At 31.8% G+C, this 21541-nt stretch carries 18 protein-coding genes and 1 other RNA gene; 8 read left to right on the forward strand and 11 right to left on the reverse strand.

The window, feature by feature from the left end; genetic code table 11:
* The first annotated feature begins 15 nt into the window (after positions 1-15).
* From dnaA to D3P13_RS16645, 3 genes are read left to right on the forward strand one after another with little or no spacing between them, the layout of a single operon-like run.
* Entirely contained in the window at positions 16-1443 is a 1428-nt protein-coding gene (gene dnaA, locus D3P13_RS16635) for a chromosomal replication initiator protein DnaA (protein WP_117884012.1), read from the forward strand.
* A gap of 10 nt (positions 1444-1453) precedes the next feature.
* On the forward strand, positions 1454-1915 hold the full coding sequence (locus tag D3P13_RS16640) for a low molecular weight protein-tyrosine-phosphatase (protein WP_117884013.1): 462 nt from the start codon (positions 1454-1456) through the stop codon (positions 1913-1915).
* On the forward strand, positions 1905-2621 hold the full coding sequence (locus D3P13_RS16645; protein ID WP_117884014.1) for an SAM-dependent methyltransferase: 717 nt from the start codon (positions 1905-1907) through the stop codon (positions 2619-2621). The genes D3P13_RS16640 and D3P13_RS16645 overlap by 11 nt, the downstream gene beginning before the upstream one ends.
* Before the next feature lie 76 nt (positions 2622-2697).
* Here D3P13_RS16645 and D3P13_RS16650 read toward each other — a convergent pair whose 3' ends face one another.
* The 5 genes from D3P13_RS16650 to dapF form a co-directional block, all read right to left on the reverse strand.
* Entirely contained in the window at positions 2698-3327 is a 630-nt protein-coding gene (locus D3P13_RS16650; RefSeq protein WP_117884247.1) for a peptidoglycan-binding protein LysM, read from the reverse strand.
* Between the two features lie 105 nt (positions 3328-3432).
* Positions 3433-4416, reverse strand: coding sequence for a DUF2279 domain-containing protein (locus tag D3P13_RS16655; RefSeq protein ID WP_232829224.1), 984 nt, complete (start codon positions 4414-4416; stop codon positions 3433-3435).
* A 60-nt stretch (positions 4417-4476) separates the two neighbouring features.
* Positions 4477-5511, reverse strand: a complete 1035-nt coding sequence (mltG, locus tag D3P13_RS16660) for an endolytic transglycosylase MltG (RefSeq protein ID WP_117884016.1) — start codon at positions 5509-5511, stop codon at positions 4477-4479.
* A gap of 69 nt (positions 5512-5580) precedes the next feature.
* On the reverse strand, positions 5581-6105 hold the full coding sequence (locus D3P13_RS16665) for a GNAT family N-acetyltransferase (RefSeq protein WP_117884017.1): 525 nt from the start codon (positions 6103-6105) through the stop codon (positions 5581-5583).
* A 6-nt stretch (positions 6106-6111) separates the two neighbouring features.
* A complete protein-coding gene (gene dapF, locus D3P13_RS16670) occupies positions 6112-6894 on the reverse strand; it encodes a diaminopimelate epimerase (protein WP_117884018.1) in 783 nt (260 codons plus the stop codon).
* Between the two features lie 167 nt (positions 6895-7061).
* Here dapF and D3P13_RS16675 point away from each other — a divergent pair, with 167 nt between their 5' ends.
* From D3P13_RS16675 to D3P13_RS16690, 4 genes are all read left to right on the forward strand, one after another.
* Complete coding sequence (locus D3P13_RS16675) at positions 7062-8507, forward strand: trypsin-like peptidase domain-containing protein (protein ID WP_117884019.1); 1446 nt, start codon at positions 7062-7064, stop codon at positions 8505-8507.
* Between the two features lie 151 nt (positions 8508-8658).
* Positions 8659-10104, forward strand: a complete 1446-nt coding sequence (locus tag D3P13_RS16680; RefSeq protein WP_117884020.1) for a glyceraldehyde-3-phosphate dehydrogenase — start codon at positions 8659-8661, stop codon at positions 10102-10104.
* Between the two features lie 181 nt (positions 10105-10285).
* Positions 10286-10711, forward strand: coding sequence for a GNAT family N-acetyltransferase (locus D3P13_RS16685; protein WP_117884021.1), 426 nt, complete (start codon positions 10286-10288; stop codon positions 10709-10711).
* Positions 10712-10943: 232 nt separating this feature from the next.
* On the forward strand, positions 10944-13775 hold the full coding sequence (locus tag D3P13_RS16690) for a S9 family peptidase (protein WP_117884022.1): 2832 nt from the start codon (positions 10944-10946) through the stop codon (positions 13773-13775).
* A gap of 70 nt (positions 13776-13845) precedes the next feature.
* Here D3P13_RS16690 and D3P13_RS16695 read toward each other — a convergent pair whose 3' ends face one another.
* From D3P13_RS16695 to D3P13_RS16720, 6 genes are all read right to left on the reverse strand, one after another.
* The gene (locus D3P13_RS16695) at positions 13846-15297 is read right to left on the reverse strand and encodes an aminoacyl-histidine dipeptidase (protein ID WP_117884023.1); all 1452 of its coding nucleotides are present in this window, start codon (positions 15295-15297) and stop codon (positions 13846-13848) included.
* 132 nt (positions 15298-15429) lie between these two features.
* The gene (locus D3P13_RS16700) at positions 15430-16062 is read right to left on the reverse strand and encodes an NAD(P)H-dependent oxidoreductase (RefSeq protein ID WP_117884024.1); all 633 of its coding nucleotides are present in this window, start codon (positions 16060-16062) and stop codon (positions 15430-15432) included.
* A gap of 65 nt (positions 16063-16127) precedes the next feature.
* On the reverse strand, positions 16128-17954 hold the full coding sequence (locus tag D3P13_RS16705; RefSeq protein WP_117884025.1) for an ABC transporter ATP-binding protein: 1827 nt from the start codon (positions 17952-17954) through the stop codon (positions 16128-16130).
* Entirely contained in the window at positions 17954-19675 is a 1722-nt protein-coding gene (locus D3P13_RS16710; RefSeq protein ID WP_117884026.1) for a phospho-sugar mutase, read from the reverse strand. The genes D3P13_RS16705 and D3P13_RS16710 overlap by 1 nt, the downstream gene beginning before the upstream one ends.
* 139 nt (positions 19676-19814) lie before the next feature.
* Complete coding sequence (locus D3P13_RS16715; RefSeq protein WP_117884027.1) at positions 19815-20756, reverse strand: glycosyltransferase family 2 protein; 942 nt, start codon at positions 20754-20756, stop codon at positions 19815-19817.
* Between the two features lie 14 nt (positions 20757-20770).
* Complete coding sequence (locus tag D3P13_RS16720) at positions 20771-21295, reverse strand: DUF4199 domain-containing protein (RefSeq protein ID WP_117884028.1); 525 nt, start codon at positions 21293-21295, stop codon at positions 20771-20773.
* A 124-nt stretch (positions 21296-21419) separates the two neighbouring features.
* Between D3P13_RS16720 and ffs the strand changes: the two genes are divergently transcribed.
* Positions 21420-21518, forward strand: an RNA gene (ffs, locus tag D3P13_RS16725) — signal recognition particle sRNA small type.
* The last annotated feature ends 23 nt before the right edge of the window (positions 21519-21541 follow it).

The following is a 21541-nucleotide window of genomic DNA, read 5'->3' on the forward strand; positions in this document are numbered from 1 at the left end:
AACTAAATAATTAGAATGAGTAAAACTGCTACTTCAGTTTGGAATAATTGTTTGTCTTTTATTAAAGATAACATTAAGCCCCAAGCATATAAAACATGGTTTGAACCGATTTTACCCGTAAAAATAGCTGGAGAAGCGTTAACTATTCAAGTTCCGAGTAAGTTCTTCTACGAATGGTTAGAAGAGCATTACATTAAATTGTTGAGAGTTGCTTTGGTAAGGGAGTTAGGAGATGATGCTAAATTAGTGTATGATGTTAGGATGGAAAATGCTTATAGTAGTAAAAATCCGCATACGGTAAAAATACCAAGCTCTAATAGAAAGCCATTTAATAGTCAGGGAATAACCGTACCGTTAGAAATTGATAAAAGAGAGTTAAGAAACCCTTTTATTATTCCAGGTATTCAGAAAGTGAAAATAGAATCTCAACTTAACCCAAATTATAATTTTGATAGTTTTATAGAAGGAGATTCAAACCGTTTAGCAAGATCTGCGAGTATGGCAGTTGCTAATAAACCAGGTGGTACTTCGTTTAATCCTTTGTTGATTTATGGAGGTGTTGGTTTAGGTAAAACGCACTTGTCTCATGCTATTGGTGTTGATATTAAAGATAAATATCCGGAAAAAACAGTATTGTATATCTCTGCTGAAAAATTTACACAACAATATATAGATTCTGTAAAGGGAAATACACGTAATGATTTTATTCATTTTTATCAGATGATAGATGTTTTAATTGTTGATGATGTGCAGTTTTTATCTGGTAAATCAGGTACGCAAGATGTATTTTTCCATATTTTTAATCATTTGCATCAAAATGGTAAACAGGTAATTTTGACATCCGACAAGGCTCCTGTAGACATGCAAGATATTGAACAACGCTTGTTGTCACGTTTTAAATGGGGATTATCAGCCGAATTAATGGCACCTGATTATGAAACAAGAATTTTAATATTACAGAAAAAACTATTTAGAGATGGTGTAGAGATGCCTGATGAGATAGTTGAATATATTGCTAAGAATATAAAATCGAACGTTAGGGAGTTAGAAGGAGTACTTATATCTATGATTGCCCAAGCTTCTTTTAATAGAAAGGAATTTACGTTAGCTCTTACTAAACAGATAGTTGACAAATTTGTTAAAAACACGAAACGTGAAGTTTCTATTGATTATATTCAGAAAGTAGTTTCTAAATATTTTGAAATGGACGTAACGACGCTACAATCTAAAACGCGTAAGCGGCATATTGTGCAAGCTCGTCAATTAGCTATGTATTTCGCAAAACGTATGACTAAAGCTTCATTAGCTAGTATTGGTTCTCAAATAGGAAGTAGAGATCATGCTACGGTATTACATGCTTGTAAAACTGTAGATAACCTTACCGAAACTGATAAGCAATTTAAAAAGTACGTTGAAGATATAACTAAGAAGTTGTCATTTTAATACCAAAGCAATGACTCGTATTTTAATGGTTTGCCTCGGTAATATTTGTCGCTCACCATTAGCTGAAGGTATTTTAAAATCTAAAGTTGATTCTCAAAAAGTTTTTATAGACTCAGCCGGAACGGGAGGTTACCATATTGGTAAATTACCTGATAGTCGTTCTATTGCTGTTGCTAAAAAATATAACATTGACATTACAGATCAGCGTTGTAGAAAATTTCAACAATCAGATTTTGATGAATTCGATTTAATTTATGTAATGGATGCCTTTAATAGAGACGATATTTTAAGTTTAGCAAGAAATGAAGATGATAGGGCTAAGGTTAAAATGATTCTTAATGAATTGTTTCCAAATGAAAATGTTGATGTTCCAGATCCGTATCATGATACAGAACGTGGTTTCGAAAATGTTTATCAAATGCTAGATAAATCATGTGCAATAATTGCTAATACACTGAATGATGGAGAATAGTAAAGGGAAACTCTATTTAATTCCTACTACTTTAGGTGACAATGAACCTTTGGAAGTATTACCGATGTCTGTGAAAAAAATAATTGAGCGGACAGATCATTATATCGTTGAAAATGAAAAAACAGCTCGACGATTTATAAAAAAAATATCACCTAGAAAGTCACAGCCCAATTTAACGATATATCTTCTAGATAAATTTACAGATATCTTAGAGATTCAAAATTACTTAGACGTTTGTTCTGAAGGTATTAATGTAGGGTTGTTGTCAGAAGCAGGTGTGCCTGCAGTCGCTGATCCGGGAGCTTCAATAGTGCAGTTAGCACATCAAAAAGGTATCGGTGTTGTTCCGTTAGTTGGGCCATCTTCTATTATAATGGCAATGATGGCATCGGGTTTAAACGGACAAAGCTTCGCGTTTAATGGCTATTTACCCATTGAAAAGGGAGAGCGTAAAAAAACTATAAAACAATTAGAGAAATTATCTTTCGATAAAAACCAATCACAAATTTTTATCGAAACACCCTATCGCAACGAGAAATTGCTTGAAGATTTAAAGCAAACGCTTTCTGGTCAAACAAAATTATGTATCGCAGTAGATATCACATTGTCTACAGAATATATTAAGACAATGACCGTAAATGATTGGAAGAGGCAGAAAGTAAATTTACATAAAAGACCTGCTATTTTTATTATTCATAAAATGTAAAAATCCCCAATGTAACATTGAGGATCTTCGTTGATAGTTAGAATTATTTTTGTGATTTTAAGTTTAAATCAGCCTTTTATAGAACAGGATGTCTGTTTGCTTCAATAAACGAAGTGTCATAGCCAGCAAATTTCTTAATGTAATATTTTATGCTACTTCCGTATGCATCTTCAAAAGTTATTTGACCATAGCTCCGTAAATACGTTTTTACATTACCGGCACCGGCAAGGTGTGCGGCAGCTAAAATACCAGATTCAGTAATTTTAACGCCATTAATCGTTTTACCTACAAATCTTTTGATATCTCTTTTTAAGATCCATTTGTTTACAGAGCATAAAGCTAAAAATGCTTCTTCCTGTAATTGAGGGTCTTTTAAGAATTCAGCAGTATTGTAGATTTTAAACCGTTTTAAAGTTCCTTTACCAAATTGGTACTTGCCTAAATAACCATAGGTGTTAATGCTGTTATACTTTCCTTGCGATTCTTTAAAAGCCAATGCTTCTTTAAAACCAATAAAGGATTTACCAATATTAGGAGAGTCAAAATCAACAAAAGGTTCTGCAAGTTGAGGTACGGTAGCAAAATAATCTGCACTAGGCACATTGAATTTTGCTGTTTTAGTTTCTATTTTATACATATCGGTAAATCCGTATATCGTAAAAATGGATACTAATAATACTAATAGTTTACTAGTTTTCTTTTTCATTGTTGATGCATTAAAAGGGGTTAAACGCATTTTTCAAATCAGTCGGCAAATATATAACAATTTATTTAAACTAACCTAATTTTTAATCATTTAGAAATCAACAGTTTAAAAATATAGCATATGGAATTTGGTACGCCCATTGGAGTTTATTTCGAATGTTGGGGCTGGTATTTTGATAAAGTTTATCGTTGAGAAGATTGTTTTTAGGAATTTTGATTGTGTTTTTATCTTAGATAAATCGACATCTAAACTTAAATAAAACTGTCTGAGTCGCTGTGGTTTATTTATTATAGCATTATCAATAAAATAATCATTGTTGCTAGATATCATACCATCGGCTCCATAACCAAAAGCAATATTCAGCCATTTAGGAAAACGACTCTCTTTTGCAAATGACCATATATTGGTTGATAGCCAATACGTTTGGCCATTGTAATCCTTTAAGGTTTGTTCCAAAATGTTTTCACCTAATAATTCAGGTCGGCGGTTTGCGTATTTGGTAGTATGAAAAGAGTATTTCATTAAAATGCGTTGTTCATCCCATAATAATTCTTGTCCTATTAAAAGACCAGCACCTGTCGCATTTGCTAGAATATCTGATGGTGAAAATCCCCACTCTTTCGAAAACCCGTCAAAGATTTCTACAACGCTTAAAAAGCCAAAACCTAAGGTTGCACCGTATAGTAATTGATTCTTTTTACTTTCACCTGCCCAATCTAAAACATTCATCCCCATTTTACCTACATAATAAGCACTCATGGTATGTCCTGCCTTATCCATTTGTAACCAATCATTACTATCATTAATAGTATGAAAAGATGAGGAATCATAATTAGCATACCATAGCTGATGAATACCTAATAAAGCTAAACTAGCTAATGATCCTTCTGTTATATAAACGGCATTTTTTCTCTTAACATTAAGACTATCAGCTTTTGTCCAAAAAGTTGACTTATGCTGAGCTACCGATGAAAAACAATAGAATAATATAAAAAGCGGGATAAAAATAGTTCTAATTGAGCTTACTTGAAAAGAATAATTTTTGGTACAATCCATCATAGACGTATCACTCGAGCTAATCTTTGTCAACAAATTTTTGATTTTATGCAAAACAAAATACTTTTATCTGAGCGGTAAAAGTAATAACAATTATCTATTCACACCTTGCTTATTAAGCCATTGTTGGTATTTTTTAGCATTTAGGTTATGCTGAGATAGTGTTCTCGCAAATTCATGAGACCCAATATTTGATATACTCGCACACATATAGTAATATTCATGATTTTCAGAATTTAACACCGCGTCTATAGAAGAAATATCAGGCATCGCAATTGGAGCAGGAGGTAAGCCCGTATTTTTATAGGTATTGTAAGGTGAGTCAATTAGAAGATCAGCATTTAATACACGCTTTACTTCATAGTCTTGACCATGTTTTTGTTTCAACGCAAATATTACGGTTGGATCGGCCTGTAATGCCCAACCATCTCTATAACGATTTAAATAAAGTCCAGCCACTGTAGGTCGTTCACTTACTTTAGCCGTTTCCTTTTGAACAATAGACGCTAAGGTAATGACATTGTTCTTAGACATATTCAGTTTTTTGGCCTTTGCAATTCTATCTGTATTCCAAAATCGGTCATATTCTTTCAACATTTTATTTCTAAAATTTTCAACAGAAGTATTCCAGTAGAACTCATAAGAATTAGGTATAAAAAGACCTAAGACAGTAGCTTTAGTAAAATGATTTTTAGCTAAAAATTTAGAATCTGTTAAGGCTGTTAATATTTGAAGTGAGTCAGGTTCTATTTGAGCTGCTATTCTACCAGCTAATTTTTCTAAAGTATCTTGATTGTTAAAAGTCAGTGTTAAAGGCGTTTGTTTTCCACTGCGTAATAAGTCAATTAAGGCGTTATTACTCATTCCTTCTTTAATAAGGTACTTACCTGATTTTATAACATTAGGATAGTTCTTTTGATTGGCTACCCAAACAAAACTATCAATATTACGCACAACAGGAGTTAAAACCTCTTTTACTTCATCAAAAGTAGCATTTGTGGGAATAAAAATAGCGGTATCTTCTTTTACATTGGTACCGTATATTTTTCCGTAGAATTGATAGGCAATTAGTGCTCCTCCAATAAGGAGTATTGCAATTACGGCTAGAATTATTTTTTTAAGCTTCATTAAGATATATTTAAAGAATCTAATTAGTCTGTAATTATTAGTGTTTTTTAGAATCTACTCCAAATGGTTTTAGGAGTTCAGTAATTGATATAGAACTTCATCTTTAAATTCCCCTTCCATAAAAATCCACTCTTTTTTGATACCAATTTCTTTAAAATGATACTTTTTAAACAGTTTTGTACTCTTTTTATTGTCTTTGGTTATGTTAGCGAATAATTGATGTAAGTTTAGATTTTTAAAACTATAATCAATCAACAATTCTAAAGCTTCAGAGGCATATCCTTTTTGCTGTTCCTTTTCTAATAGTAAAATGCCGATTCCCGCACGTTTATGTTGTGGATTAAAATCGAAAAGATCAATTAAACCAATAGGTTCGTCAGATTTATTAATACCGATAACCAAACGAAGCTGTTTCGCCTCATAAATGTCCAAGTGGGCATTTGCTAAATATTGTTGTAAAATATATTTAGAATAAGGTGTTTCTGTACTACTAACTTCCCAAAAAGTTGAATCATTTTCAATCTCGTATAAAAACTCTAGATCTTCTGGTTCTAAAGCTCTTAAGTGAACGTTGTTTCCTGTTAATGCTCGCATCTTTTATTATAATTCAAATAAACCTTTAAATACCATTGTTGCTTTACCTTTTAAAAACACATTTTTATAAGAATTAGTATCTGAGTCAAAAGAAACTTCTAATGTTCCACCTAGGGTTTCTAAAAAAACATTGTTTTTACTTGTTTTTTTTGAATGATGTGCAGCTATGGCAACTGCTGTGGCACCCGTACCACAACTTAAGGTTTCATCTTCTACACCACGTTCATAGGTGCGGATTTTAAAAGTATTTTCATTTTGCTGCTCTACAAAGTTTACATTCGTTCCTTTTTCAAAATAAGGAGCACCATATCTAATACTTTTCCCTGTATTATAAACATCAAAATTCTGTATACCATCTACAAAAGCAATATGATGAGGAGACCCCGTATCTAAAAACAAATAATCTGAAAATTGTTCAACATCAGCTACATTTTTCATTTTTAAACTAACGATACCGTCTTTAATTTGAGCTTCATGTAAGCCATCAACAGCATCAAAAATTGTATCGGTTTCAATAACCTTTAATTGTTTTGCAAAAGCGACGAGACATCGCCCTCCATTTCCGCACATACTTCCTTCATTTCCGTCAGCATTATAATATTTCATAGTGAAATCATGCAATTTTGACAGTTCCAATAGTATTAAACCATCGGCTCCTATGCCAAATTTTCGGTCACATAGTCGTGCTATTAATTTGGTATCATTTTTGGGAAACTGTTGTTGGCGATTATCAATCATAACAAAATCGTTTCCTGTACCTTGATATTTGTAAAATTCAATTTGACTCATGGTGCAAATGTAAACATTTTTTTAATCTGCCCAATTGATTTGTTTTTTGTTAAAGTACCGTTAATAACGGCGTTAAAGTATCGTTAAAGTGGTTTTTACCATAAAATAAGTTGTTAATTTTGAATGTTAATAAGAAAGAGATTTTAAAAATATAAAATATTTAGAAAATGAAAAAAATAGTAAGTTTAGTTTTCGCTTCCCTATTAGGAGGAGTTATTGCGTTAGGTGCCTATGTATTTGTTTTAGGTAATACTGAAATTATAAATAGTAGTGAATCCTCAAATCAACCTAAAATAGTCCAAGCGAATTATAATATACCGAGCTCTAGTTATATTGCAGAGGCAACTGATTTTACAAAAGCAGCGGAAATTACCGTTCATGCAGTGGTGCATGTTAAAAATACTTCTGTGTCAAAGTCAAATCCTTTAGCAGAGTTTTTCTACGGTGAAGGAGCAGGTGGTGGAGGAAGAACAACTGTTGGTACAGGGTCTGGCGTAATCATTTCTCCTGATGGATATATAATTACAAATAATCATGTAATTAATGGAGCTAAGGAATTGCAAATCACATTGAATGATCAGAAATCATATTTAGCTGAAGTTATAGGATCTGATCCAAATACTGATATTGCCTTGATAAAGATAGATGCTGAAAATTTGCCATTTGTTTCTTTTGCAAATTCAGATAATGTTAAGGTTGGCGAATGGGTATTGGCAGTTGGTAATCCGTTTAATTTAACATCAACGGTTACCGCAGGTATTGTTAGTGCTAAAGCTAGAAATATTAATATTTCCGGAGGTAAAATGGTAGAATCATTCATTCAAACAGATGCAGCTGTAAATCCAGGTAATAGTGGTGGAGCTTTAGTCAATGTTAGAGGAGAATTGGTAGGGATTAATACAGCAATTAGTTCTCAAACAGGTTCTTATGTAGGGTATTCTTTTGCTGTTCCTTCTAATATTGCAAAAAAAGTAATTGAAGATTTGATGGAGTTTGGAGACGTGCGTACTGCTTATTTAGGTATTCAATCTGCAGATTTGAACGGAGAATTGGCTAAAGAATTGAATATAAATCAGACCCAAGGTGTTTTAGTGGCCAGTGTAACTGAGAGCGGAGGAGCAATTAAAGCAGGAATTGAAAAGAATGATATCATTATTCAAATAGATAACATTAAAATAAACAAGTTTGCTGATTTGAAAGGCTTCTTAAGTACGAAAAGACCTGGAAATAAAATTAATGTTACTGTTTTAAGAGATAATGAAGAGAAACAGTTTGAAGTGAAATTGGGGAACCAATTTGGTAAGGAAACCATAGATGAATTAGATTATTCTAAAAATCTATTGGGTAGTTTAAATAAAATTTCCAAAAAAGATGCTGCGAAATTTAGAATTAATTATGGGCTACAGTTAGAAAGAGTAAGAAGTTCAACCTTAAGAAAGAATGGTGTTAAAGATGGAGATATTATTTTAAGCATTGCAGATACGAAAATCTATGAGGTACAAGATGCCGAAGATATTTTAAGACAACATAAAGGAGAACAGGTTATTGTTAAAGTGTTAAATAGTGAAGGTGAAGGTTATGTAGAATATTATAGAATAGCTGTAGGAAACTAATAGTATTAATGGTTTAATAGGAATCCCTCAACTTTGTTGGGGGATTTTTTTATTGAAAATAAACTAAAACTTTTACGAAAACGTTTGAAATAGTACTTTTGTATTAAAATACTTCTCATTTGTAATGAAAGAGAATAAAACTAAATAAGCAATGTCATTAGACCACACCTACGAATCAGAATTAGCATTTCAGGCCGATAGAAGACGAGCCACGGTTGAATTTATTAAAATTATTAGTGATCTCTGGTATGACAATGCCATAGAATTGATACTTTTTAGAAACCAATTAATCAATAGAAATGTAAGTGAAATTCTAAACTTGATAGAATATGCAAGTGAGTTTGTGCAAAAACCCATTTCTATTTTTGATGCTGTTGAAATCTCTAGGGCTATTCAAGAAGTAGATTTACCACCTGCAAAATTAGATATTGGTAAACTAGCTTATGAGTTTCATCTTACTGAAGAAGATGAGGATGTAATCGATTTTGTAAATGACAAATTAAAAGGAGCAGAAAAAACTGATGATATTGAGCCTAAAGATGTTGTACTATACGGTTTTGGTAGAATTGGCAGATTAGTAGCTAGAGAATTAATGGTAAGAACAGGCAAAGGCAAGCAAATGCGATTGCGTGCTATTGTAACACGAGGAGAAATCACAGAGACCATATTAGAAAAAAGAGCTTCCTTATTAAGAAATGATTCTGTTCATGGTAATTTTCCGGGAACAGTAAAGGCAGATGTTGAAAATAGTGCTTTAATCATAAACGGTACAACTGTGTTTATGATCTCTGCTCGTAATCCTGAAGATATAGATTATACCAGATATGGTATAAATGAAGCTCTTGTTATTGATAATACAGGAGCTTTTCGAGATAAAGAAGCGTTAAGTCGTCATTTATTAAGTAAAGGGGCGGACAAGGTTTTACTTACGGCTCCAGGAAAAGAGATACCTAATATAGTGCATGGTGTTAATCATTTTAATTATGATCCTGATAAAGTTTCAATTTTTTCTGCAGCATCTTGTACCACCAATGCCATTACTCCAATTTTAAAGGTAATTGAGGATAGTTTTGGTATAATAAGTGGACATTTAGAAACTATTCATGCGTATACCAATGATCAGAATCTAGTAGATAATATGCATAAAAAGTATCGTAGAGGTAGGGCAGCAGCTTTAAATATGGTAATTACAGAAACTGGTGCGGGTAGTGCGGTTGCAAAAGCGTTACCATCTTTGGAGGGAAAATTATCATCAAATGCAATTCGTGTACCAGTTCCGAATGGATCTTTGGCCATTTTAAATTTACGGTTAGATAATTCAACCAGTAAATTAAGCCTTAATTCGGTAATGAAAAAATATGCCTTGGAGGGCGATTTGGTAGAGCAAATTCAATATTCGTTAAGTAATGAATTGGTTTCTTCTGATATTGTTGGTGCTTCGGCTCCTGCAATATTTGACAGTAATGCTACTATAGTAACTGATGATGGTAAAAATGCAATTGTTTATGTTTGGTATGATAACGAATATGGCTATAGCCATCAGGTAATTAGATTGGCAAAACATATTTCTAAAGTGAGACGTTTTACGTATTATTAGTGAGGTGGTTTGAGGTTGGGAAACCGACGAATTAAAAAATAAATAACGATTTATTGAATACGCTGTCTCAGTTTTGTATTCAATTTCTTTATGTACTTAACATGAAATATTCTGTCTATCAAAAAATTACATATCTTTAAAATGTAAAACAGTCTTTTCTCACAAAACAAACAATATAACCATGAAAGTTTCCATTTTAAAAGCTTCTGAAGTCAATGAGAATTTATCAAAACAAGTTAAAGCACTTTTCGGTGAATTAAATTCAGAAATTAATCAAATTGATTTAGCGACACTGTTTAACCCAAAGAACGATATTGTTTTTGCCTATTGTATGGATGGTGATAAATTAGCGGGTATGGCTTTAATGTGCAACTATGCTGTTATTTCTGGTTACAAAGGTTGGGTTGAAGATGTGGTGGTTGATAGTAATTATAGAGGTAAAGGTCTGGGTAGAAAATTAATGAATAAGTTGTTGGAAGAAGGTAAGAAAAAAGGACTTTCGGAAATTTTACTTTTTAGTAATGAGAAACGACTAGCAGCCATAAGCCTTTATAAGAGCCTTGATTTTAAACAAAAACATAGTGGGCTTTATATTTTAAGAATGTAATTATGTTTTTATTGGTCTAACATTTTAAAATAAGGACAAGAAGTGCAATGGCATTATTTACTTAAATTATAAAATGCTTTTCAACGCTACTTTTATTGTCATATTACTTTTTTGTCCTAAAATTTATAGGGATAGTAGAGATGAAATTCCTATTTTCAATATTTCAGCCCCGTTATTAATTCAATTTTTATATATAATTGTATATTTAGGGTTCAATTAACCCCTTATAATTATGTTAAAAAAGATCACCTTATCTTTAATAGTATTGAGTTTTTCATTGAGTTACGCTCAGCAAAAAAGAAGTCTTACGCACGATGATTATGATTTGTGGAAAAGAATAGAAAGTCCCCAAGTTTCTGACAACGGTAAATTAGTAGTTACTGCTGTGAGCACAGCAACAACTAGAGGAGATGGCTATTTGAAAATTTACAATGTAAAAACAGGTAAATCTAGTAAATTTCACAATGGTAGTGGAGCCAAGATTTCTAACGATAATAAATTTGTATTCTTTCTTCAAAAACCAGATTATCAAACTATCAGAGCAGAGAAGAAAAAAGAGGTAAAAAAAGACAAACAGTCTAAAAATAAGCTCTTAATTTATGATGTGGCCGCTAACAAAATTATAGATAGTATTTTAAGAGTTAAAAGTTTTGATGTACCCAAAAAATATAATGATTGGCTTATTATTGAAAAAATCAAAAACTTAAAACCACCAAAAGATACAACTCAAACGAAATCTAAAGAGTCTAAGGATGCTAAAGAAAAGAAAAAAGATAGCATAAAAACTAAAAACCCTGCACTCGAAGCCGATTATGCCTTGGTTTATAATCTTATAAGTAAAACTTCCGATACTATTTTTTATATCAAATCTTTAAAATTAGCAGAAGACGCACTCGCCTTATATTTTACAAAAACCAAAACTAAAAAGAAAGGAGATATTGGTATTTATCAATATGATTTTGCTGATGGCAATGAGAAAGTTATTGATACAGGTAAGTATGCATATGATAGATTAGCAATTGATAAAAGAGGTGATTATTTAGCTTTTTTATCTGCTAAAGATTCTATAGGGAAAGATTCCTTAAAATATGAATTATTTTATCTTACAAAGAATAATTTAAAACAAGTTACAGATACGTTAGGAAAGAATTTACGTACAGATTGGGAGTTGAGTGGAGCTCAAAACCCTTATTTTTCTAAACATTCAAAACGGTTATATTTTTATTCTAAACCCATAGTCAATTATGATATCGACACAACGTTATTAAAAGAAGAAATTCCAGAAGTTGATGTTTGGAATTATAAAGATAAGTTAATACAACCTGAACAAAAATCAAAATTAGCATCTTTAAAGGATAAAGCCTATTTATCTTTCATTAATTTGAGTAATGACAACGTAGTACAATTGCAAGACGAATCAATTAATAATATGCTTTTTGATACTGATAAAGAGCAGAAATATGTATTAGGAAATTCTTCTAGTCCCTATGATGTGGAACGTTCTTGGGAGTACCCTTGGTTATCAGATTATTATATTATAAATACGGAAACGGGTATGAAAGAATTGGCAATGGAAGGTACTTCTGCTCGTCCGTATTTATCACCTGATGGTAATTTTGCTGTTTATTTTAATGGGGAGAGTCAACATTGGTGGGCATTAAATTTAACGAACAATAAAAAAATAAACTTAACTCAAAATATTGGTGTTCCTTTTTATGATGTAGAAGATGATCATCCAGCCACAGCCGGATCTTATGGTTTTGGTGGTTTTGATAAAGAGGGGTTTGCATTATTAAATGACCAATTTGATATTTGGAAAGTTGATTTAAAGAGTGTTAAGTCACCAGTAAATATAACTAAAGATGGAAGGAAAAAGAATCTTGAATACAGAACTTTACGTTTGGATGTAAAAAATAGAAATAAAGCCTCTTATTTTAAAAAGCAGTTATTAGTAGATGTGTTTGACAGATCAAATAAAACAAATTCGATTGTAGGACTTAATGCTAAAAGTTATCGAGCAAAAGAAATAGTAAGTGCCGATAAAATGCTTTTAGGTGGATTTAGAAAAGCAAAAGAAGCAGATGTTTTATTATACACTAAGGAGAATTTTAAAGTCTTTCCAGATTTGCACTATTTCGATGGTAAAAAATCGCGACAAATTACTGATGCTAATCCGCAGCAAAAAGATTTTTTATGGGGAACTTCGGAGAAATTTAATTGGACGGCATATGACGGTACAAAGTTGGATGGAATTATATACAAACCTGAGAATTTTGATGCCACTAAAAAATATCCATTAATAAATTATTTCTATGAAAAACGTAGTAATAGTTTAAATAGTTATCATACCCCAAGACCAAGTGCTTCAACTGTAAATATGAGTTATTTGGTAAGTAATGATTATGTAGTTTTCGTACCAGATATTGTTTATACAGATGGTAAGCCTGGTCAAAGTGCATATAATTGTATTGTTTCTGGTGTTGATGCCGTGGAAAAATTAGGATATATAGATAGTGATAATATGGCTATTCAAGGGCAGAGTTGGGGTGGTTATCAAGTTGCTTATTTAGTGACAGTAACTAATAAATTTAAAGCGGCAATGGCAGGTGCACCCGTAAGTAACATGACATCCGCCTATGGAGGAATTCGTTGGCAAAGTGGTTTAAGTCGAGCCTTTCAATACGAAAAAACACAAAGTAGAATTGGTAAGACGCTTTGGGAAGGTTTTGATTTATATGTAGAAAATTCACCTGTATTTGGTATTCCGAAGATTGAAACGCCATTATTGATGATGCATAATGATGCCGATGGAGCGGTACCTTACTATCAAGGTATTGAAATGTTTATGGGGATGCGTAGACTAAATAAACCAGCTTGGTTATTGGTTTATAATAACGAAGCACATAATTTAAGAAAGCAAAAAAATAGACAAGATTTATCCATAAGAATGATGCAATTTTTTGATCATTATCTAAAAGGAGCTCCTGCTCCAAAGTGGATGACAGAAGGAGTATCTCAAGTAAGAAAAGGAAAGGATTTTGGCTATGCGTTAGAGGACAATTAATTGTCAATATTTAGTACAATAAAAAAGAATACCATTAAACATATATTGAGTTTAATGGTATTCTTTGGTTTTAAGCCTTTTCTGGAATCTCTTTCAAAATCTCCAACACATATTTCCAAAATTTCTGTGTAGAACTAATACTTGCTCTTTCATCAGGTGAGTGTGCTCCCTTTATCGTTGGACCAAAAGAAATCATATCCATTTTAGGATAATTTTGTCCTAAGATACCACATTCTAAACCTGCATGGCAGGCCATAATGTGAGGTTTTTCATTGAATAAATCTTGATAGGTTTTTTCTAACACTTTTAGAATGTTAGAATCAGGATTTGGTTTCCATCCAGGATAAGTACCTGAGGTTCTTACGGAATAATGAGCCAATTCAAATACAGATGAGATGGTGTTTACTAAATTGTCTTTACCTGAATCTACGGAGCTACGTGTAAGACATAGTATTTTAATTTGACCATCTTTAACCAAGACGCGAGCAACATTATTAGAAGTCTCTACTAAATCTTTAATATCAGGACTCATTCTAAAAACACCGTTATGAATTGCATATATAACTTTCAATAATGTATTTTGATCTTGTTTTGAAAGGGCATTTACAGGTTTGTCGCAACCATTACAGGTAATTTCTATATCTTTTTCAATCGATTTATATTCTGCAATTATTGCTTTAGAAATTGCATTAAACTGAGCCGTGAAGTCATCTAAATTATTCGTTACAACAGTAGCATTACTTTCTCTTGGAATGGCATTTCGTAAACCACCTCCGTCAATCTCTGAAATAGACATTACCTTTTTTAAATCAAAGAGAATACGATTCATGAGTTTATTTGCATTGCCAAAACCTTTATGAATATCCATACCTGAATGTCCACCTTGTAATCCATTTACGGTTATTTTAAAAGCGGTAACATTATCAGAAGTTCTTACTGGTTTATATGATTTTGAGGCGGTAATATCAATTCCGCCTGCACAACCAACACCAATTTCATCATCATCTTCAGTATCTAGGTTTAAAAGTATTTCTCCATTTAACCATCCCCCTTCCAAGCCCATGGCACCTGTCATTCCGGTTTCTTCATCAATAGTAAATAAAGCTTCAAGAGCAGGGTGTTGTATGTCAGTGCTTTGTAAGATACTCATTATGGTAGCCACCCCCAAACCATTGTCTGCTCCTAAAGTAGTGCCTTTAGCTTTTACCCAGTCACCATCAACAATCATTTGTATTCCTTGTTTACTGAAATCAAAATTGGTTTCATTATTTTTTTGATGTACCATATCTAAATGGGACTGCAAAACCACGGTCTTTTTATTTTCCATACCCGCTGTCGCAGGTTTAGTGATGATAACATTACCTACCTTATCTACTTTAGTGGTTAAACCTAATTTTTTACCAAAATTTACCATAAACTGAATAACACGTTCTTCCTTTTTAGACGCTCTAGGTACAGCATTTAAATCAGCAAAATTGTTCCAAATAGCTTTGGGTTCTAGGTTTCTTATTTCATTGTTCATTTTCTATCTTGTTTAATCGTTTATTAATCAATTTAATTGTCAACTTGTTAATGAAGAGCCCGTTTTAAATCTAAAACTGTGGTTAAAGATGAATTAATTCCTCCGTTCTATGAATTCTATTAGAATTAATAATTACCTCCTTATGACTGTATTTTCAACAGGTTTTCTTACTTTTTTTAGGGTACTCATAAAATCATCATCGGCTCTGTAACCCACAGGTAAAACTAAAACTGATTTTAAGCTGTCTTCTTTTAAATCTAAAACTTCATCAAATTTCTGTGCATTAAAACCTTCCATTGGGCAGGCATCTATTTTTTCTATGGCACAAACGGTCATTAAATTCCCCAAGGCTATATATGCTTGATTGATAGCTGACTCTTGTTTTTCGATGGTTGATTTATTTGAAAATATATCTTTTAATTGTGTTCTATACTTTTCTATAATATCTTCTGAAGTACCTCTTATTTCTTTTTCAAGATCAAAATATTTATCAATATCTTCTAAAGTGAAATAATCCTGAATGCATATAACCAATACATGTGATGCTGAAACTATTTGCTTTTGATTAAAAGAATGCGTCATCAATTGTTTTTGCAATTCCTTATTCTTTATGATAAGCATTTTTATGGGTTGCAATCCGAAAGAGGTTGCCGTTAGATTAAATGCTTCGGATAAAATATCAATTTTGTCTTCAGACAATATTTTTGTTTCATCAAATTTTTTGCAGGCATAACGCCATTTTAGGCTATCAATTGTTTTGTTCAATATTTCAGATTTTAAAGATTAGGATTTTAAATTTTGGATCAAAAGTAGCTTTGAACTTTAATTAATTATCCTAGTGACTGCATTTCAACTAGTTTTCTATAGATACCGTTATTCGCCATTAATTCTGAATGTTTACCTTGCTCCATAATAACACCTTTTTGAAGTACTACAATGGTATCTGCTTTTTGAATTGTTGATAAACGATGAGCAATAACCAATGACGTTCTATTTTTCATCATATTTTCCAACGCAACTTGTACTAATCTCTCTGATTCAGTATCTAATGCAGATGTTGCTTCGTCTAACACCATAATTGGGGGGTTTTTAAGAACGGCTCTTGCAATGCTTAAGCGTTGTTTTTGTCCGCCTGAGAGCTTACCACCTGAATCACCAATATTAGTATCTATTCCCTTTGGTAATTCACTTACGAATTCCCAAGCATTAGCAATTTTTAAAGCTTCTATAATTTGTTCATCATTAGCATTTTCATCACCTAAAAGGAGGTTGTTTTTTATAGAATCATTAAATAGAATGGCGTCTTGAGTAACAATACCCAATTGAGCACGCAAAGATTTTATGGTTAAATCTTTAATGTCCAATCCGTCAATAGTGATACTGCCAGAATTTACATCATAAAAACGAGTGATTAAATTCGCTAAGGTCGATTTTCCGCTACCCGATTGTCCAACTAATGCCACGGTTTTCCCTTTGGGAATTGTAAGTGAAAAATCTTTTAAAACAAATTCCTCATCATATTTGAATGATATATGGTCAAACTTAACATCAGTATAAAAACCATCAATTACAATAGCATTTTCTTTATCTTTTAAAGGATTTTCAGTTTCAATAATTTCTAATACGCGTTCTGCGGCAGCATTCCCTTTTTTTACACTATAACTCGCTTTAGAAATAGCCTTTGCGGGAGTTAAAATGTTATATGCTAAGCCCATAAAAGCTAAAAAAGCTTCACTACTTAAAGATTTATCAACTAAAACTAAAGTACCACCATACCATAAAAGAACAGCAATAACACCTATACCCAAAAATTCACTAGTTGGGCTCGCTAAATTTGTTCTATTTAATAAACTATTGGAGAATTTATTAAATCTACTTGTTGATTCATTGAATTTTTTGTTAAAGATACCTTCAGCGTTAAAACCTTTAATAATACGAAGCCCACTTAATGTTTCTTCAATTAAAGATAAAAAGTATCCCTGTTCTTTTTGCACTCTATCCGATTTTCGTTTTAAATTTTTACCAACTAAAGAAATTAAAAATCCTGAAAGGGGAATAAAAATAAAAACAAATAAAGTAAGCTGAGGACTTAGTGTTAACATAAAAATTATTGTAAATATAATAGTCAACGGCTCTCTAAACAGTAGTTCTAAAATAGAAAGAAAGGAATGTTGTATTTCCAAAACATCTGTACCTATTCTTGCCATAATATCACCTTTTCTCTTTTCAGAAAAGTAGGAGAGGGGTAATTCTACTGTTTTTTTGTATAGTTGGTTTCTTAAATCTTTTAAAACACCATTTCGTAAAAACGTAATATAATACATGGCTAAATAATTGAATATGTTTTTTAAGAAAAACACGACCATAATCAATACAATAACCACTAACAATGCCTTTGACTTATCATCACCAGCAATTGATGTAATTTGGTAGCTTACATAATTGTTAAAAAAATCAGATAAAGAAGTAATGCCTTCATAAACTGGTTTTTTAGTAACTTGATTAAGTTCTGGATTAAATATAACTTTCAATAATGGCATTAATACCATAAAAGATAAGCCACTAAATAAGGCATATAAAACATTAAAAATAATATTTAATATGCCATATATTTTATAAGGATAAGCAAAGCGTAAAATCTTTTTAAAATACTCCATTAATTTAATTTCATCTCTTTGATGATTCTATCAATTTTCTGAGTGAGTAATTTGTCAACAATAGTAGCATCTTCAGTTTTTTCTAAAGGAAGATTAACACTAAAATAGAATTTAATTTTAGGTTCAGTTCCACTAGGTCTTGCAGCTACTTTTGTACCATCTTTAGTTTGGTAAATTAACACATTAGATTTTGGCAAATCTATAGCTGTTTTTTCACCAGTTAATAAATTTGTACAAATAGAAGATTCATAATCAAATAAAAATTCTACTGGCGATCCATCTATATTTTTCAAAGGACTATTTCGCATATCCACCATCATTTGGCTTATTTGTTGAGCCCCATCCATTCCCTTTTTTGTTAATGAAATTAAAGACTCTTTGTAATACCCATGTTTAGAATACAAGTTCAACAATTCTTTATAGATTGTTGAATTGTTATTTTTTGCATGAGCAGCAATTTCACATGCTAGTAGCGTGGCAGTTACAGCATCTTTATCACGAATAAAATCGCCTACCATATATCCGAAACTTTCTTCACCACCACCAATAAATTCCTGTTCGCCTTCTGCTTCTCTTATTAAATCTGCAATCCATTTAAATCCTGTCAAGCAAACTTTAGTGACAACATTATAACTTTGTGCGATTTTTTCAATCAAATTAGTAGAAACTATGGTAGTAGCAACAAATTGGTTTCCGTTTAATCGACCATCTTCATGCCATTGCTTAATTAAATAGTCAGTCATTACTGCCATGGTTTGATTTCCATTAAGTAACACTAATTTATTATCTAAATCTCTAACGGCAATACCTAATCTATCAGAATCAGGGTCAGTACCTATTACAATATCAGCACCAATTTTTTCGGCTAAATCAGTTGCCATTTTTAAGGCAGCTGGTTCTTCTGGATTTGGAGAAGTGACAGTAGGGAAATCGCCATCTGGTTTCTCTTGTTCCTTAACAATATGTACATCTTTAAAGCCGGCCATTTTCAACACTTTAGGAACTGACATTATAGAAGTTCCATGTAATGAAGTAAAGACAATTTTTAATTTATTTCTATTTGGAGTGTTAAAAGTACCATTCGCAACAGACGCTTTATTAAATACGTCATCAACTTCTTTACCAATTATATTTAATAAATTTTCATTGGCTTTAAAGTTAATTTTATCAAAATTTACTGAGCTTACTTCGTCAATTATTTTTTTATCGTGTGGTGGCACGATTTGTCCACCATCGTTCCAATATACTTTATACCCATTATATTCTGGAGGATTGTGTGAAGCTGTTAAAACGATGCCCGCATCGCAACCTAAATGTCTAACTGCAAAAGAAAGTTCTGGAGTTGTTCTTAAGTCCTCGAACAATAAGGCTCTAATATTATTAGCTGTAAGTACATCAGCTACTATTTTTGCTAATGATTTACTATTATGACGACAATCAAAAGCTATGGCAACTTTTAGTTCTTTATCAGGAAAGGTTTGACGTAAATAATTTGCCAAGCCTTGTGTAGCTCTACCCAACGTATATTGATTGATACGATTAGTACCTACACCCATGATACCACGCATACCACCGGTACCAAATTCCATATCTTTATAGAAACTTTCAGTTAAGTTTTCATCATTATTATCAATTAATTTCTGTACTTTTTCTTGGGTAGTGGCATCAAAAGGTGCAACTAACCATTGTTTGGCTTTTTCTAGAATTTGTTGAGTGCTCATAAGGTATAATTTTAAACAAATATAAGGATTAATTGAAAGAATTAAATGGTAAAAAATAAGATTCAAATAGTAACAATACAATAATGCGACACAAGAAGTTTTTATAATAACTAACGTAACATAAAAAATAGAATCATTTTTAAACTACTTCGCTAATTTTATAACGCTCATCATTCCGTTTAGAACGAAGTATAAGCTCACCTAAAAATCCTGCTAAGAATAATTGTGTACCAATAATCATAGCAACAATGGAAGCATAAAATTGAGGTCGTTCTGTAAGTAATCTGCCTGAAGTATTGAAAAACATTTTGTCTATACCTAAAAATAATGCAAAACAGAATCCGATAAAAAACATAAAACTACCCAATAAACCAAACAAATGCATAGGGCGTTTTGCAAACTTGGACAAAAACCAAATGGTAATTAAATCTAAAAATCCGTTAACGAATCTGTCCATTCCGAATTTTGTAGTTCCATATTTTCTGGCTTGATGCTGTACTACTTTTTCATCAATTTTAGTAAAACCTTCATTTTTTGCCAAAACAGGAATGTATCGGTGCATTTCGCCATAAACATCAACACTTTTAATGACGATGTTTTTATAAGCTTTAAGTCCACAATTAAAGTCATGAAGTTTTAGACCTGATGTTTTTCTTGCGGCTGCATTAAACAGTTTTGAAGGTATATTTTTTCTAATTTTAGAATCGTAGCGTTTCTTTTTCCAACCAGAAACGAGATCCAATTTGTTTTCAGTAATCAGTTCGAAAAGTTCTGGAATCTCATCAGGACTGTCTTGTAAATCCGCATCCATAGTAATAACTACGTCACCTTTTGCTATTTTAAATCCAGCATTTAAAGCTTGAGATTTACCATAGTTTTTTTGAAAACGAATTCCTTTGACAGCGGAGTCCTTTTTTGATAAAGCTTCGATAACTTGCCAAGAATTATCTGTGCTACCATCATCAATAAAGATAATTTCGTAACTAAACTGATGGGCTTGCATAACTTTTGCAATCCAAACATATAATTCGCTTAATGACTCGTCTTCGTTAAGTAGTGGGATAACTACTGAAATGTTCATATTCTATTCGTTGTTTAGTATTGATCTTCTTTTTTTTGCATTGCTAATGAAACAATTAAAGACACTACAAAACCCAGAAATATGCTGAAAATTAAAATAGAACCTATTGTATAAGCAAAGAAATATTGTCGTGTGTTTTCCCCTATAGTATCTATCATTTCTTCAGCCATATTAGGGTTTTCTAAGAATTTTTGTCTTTGTATTTCAATAATATTATCAACAAAATCTGGTTCAATAAATTTTGCGAAAATATAAATATAGATTGCTGAGATAATCGCGGAAATTAAGGCAATACCAACACCTACTTTTAGTCCTTGTCCTAAGGATAAAAAACTACCATTTTGTTTCTTATATTCTTTTATTCCTAAAAAAATCGCAACAACCATTGCAATTAAGGAGATAACATTAATTGACCAATGAGGTTCATAAGCATTACCAAAAGCATAATTAATTACACTTACAATAATTGTAAAAAAAGCTAATAATAAACCATAGTTCATCATTACACTTTTTCTTTTTGAATTATCTTGATTTTCCATTGTTTTGAGTTTTTTTGGTTAGTGGAGCAAATATAAATATTTAAGAATTAGTATCTTATTATTTAAAGATTAAAATATTGCAAAAAAAACTTGCAGAGAACTAAATTGATTGTATTTTTGCCGTGGGTAAGTCCTACACAACCAGCTCCCTTTGAATCCTCCAGGGCAGGAATGCAGCAAAGGTATTAGGTCGTAGCGGTGTGATGTAGGTCGCTTACCCATTTTTTATTTAACTTATATAGTAGG

Origin of the sequence: Aureibaculum luteum, assembly GCF_003449015.1 — a bacterium.
In the GTDB taxonomy this organism is placed as follows: Bacteria; Bacteroidota; Bacteroidia; order Flavobacteriales; family Flavobacteriaceae; genus Aureibaculum; species Aureibaculum luteum.

Bases quoted from the DNA above. Each gene is read 5' to 3' on its own strand.
- D3P13_RS16650 (WP_117884247.1), bottom strand. From the start codon at position 3,327: ATGAAAAAGAAAACTAGTAAACTATTAGTATTATTAGTATCCATTTTT.
- D3P13_RS16695 (WP_117884023.1), bottom strand. From the start codon at position 15,297: ATGAACAATGAAATAAGAAACCTAGAACCCAAAGCTATTTGGAACAAT.
- D3P13_RS16640 (WP_117884013.1), top strand. From the start codon at position 1,454: ATGACTCGTATTTTAATGGTTTGCCTCGGTAATATTTGTCGCTCACCA.
- D3P13_RS16690 (WP_117884022.1), top strand. From the start codon at position 10,944: ATGTTAAAAAAGATCACCTTATCTTTAATAGTATTGAGTTTTTCATTG.
- D3P13_RS16715 (WP_117884027.1), bottom strand. From the start codon at position 20,756: ATGAACATTTCAGTAGTTATCCCACTACTTAACGAAGACGAGTCATTA.
- D3P13_RS16705 (WP_117884025.1), bottom strand. From the start codon at position 17,954: ATGGAGTATTTTAAAAAGATTTTACGCTTTGCTTATCCTTATAAAATA.
- D3P13_RS16720 (WP_117884028.1), bottom strand. From the start codon at position 21,295: ATGGAAAATCAAGATAATTCAAAAAGAAAAAGTGTAATGATGAACTAT.
- D3P13_RS16665 (WP_117884017.1), bottom strand. From the start codon at position 6,105: ATGCGAGCATTAACAGGAAACAACGTTCACTTAAGAGCTTTAGAACCA.
- D3P13_RS16710 (WP_117884026.1), bottom strand. From the start codon at position 19,675: ATGAGCACTCAACAAATTCTAGAAAAAGCCAAACAATGGTTAGTTGCA.
- D3P13_RS16685 (WP_117884021.1), top strand. From the start codon at position 10,286: ATGAAAGTTTCCATTTTAAAAGCTTCTGAAGTCAATGAGAATTTATCA.
- dnaA (WP_117884012.1), top strand. From the start codon at position 16: ATGAGTAAAACTGCTACTTCAGTTTGGAATAATTGTTTGTCTTTTATT.
- dapF (WP_117884018.1), bottom strand. From the start codon at position 6,894: ATGAGTCAAATTGAATTTTACAAATATCAAGGTACAGGAAACGATTTT.
- mltG (WP_117884016.1), bottom strand. From the start codon at position 5,511: ATGAAGCTTAAAAAAATAATTCTAGCCGTAATTGCAATACTCCTTATT.
- D3P13_RS16680 (WP_117884020.1), top strand. From the start codon at position 8,659: ATGTCATTAGACCACACCTACGAATCAGAATTAGCATTTCAGGCCGAT.
- D3P13_RS16675 (WP_117884019.1), top strand. From the start codon at position 7,062: ATGAAAAAAATAGTAAGTTTAGTTTTCGCTTCCCTATTAGGAGGAGTT.
- D3P13_RS16645 (WP_117884014.1), top strand. From the start codon at position 1,905: ATGGAGAATAGTAAAGGGAAACTCTATTTAATTCCTACTACTTTAGGT.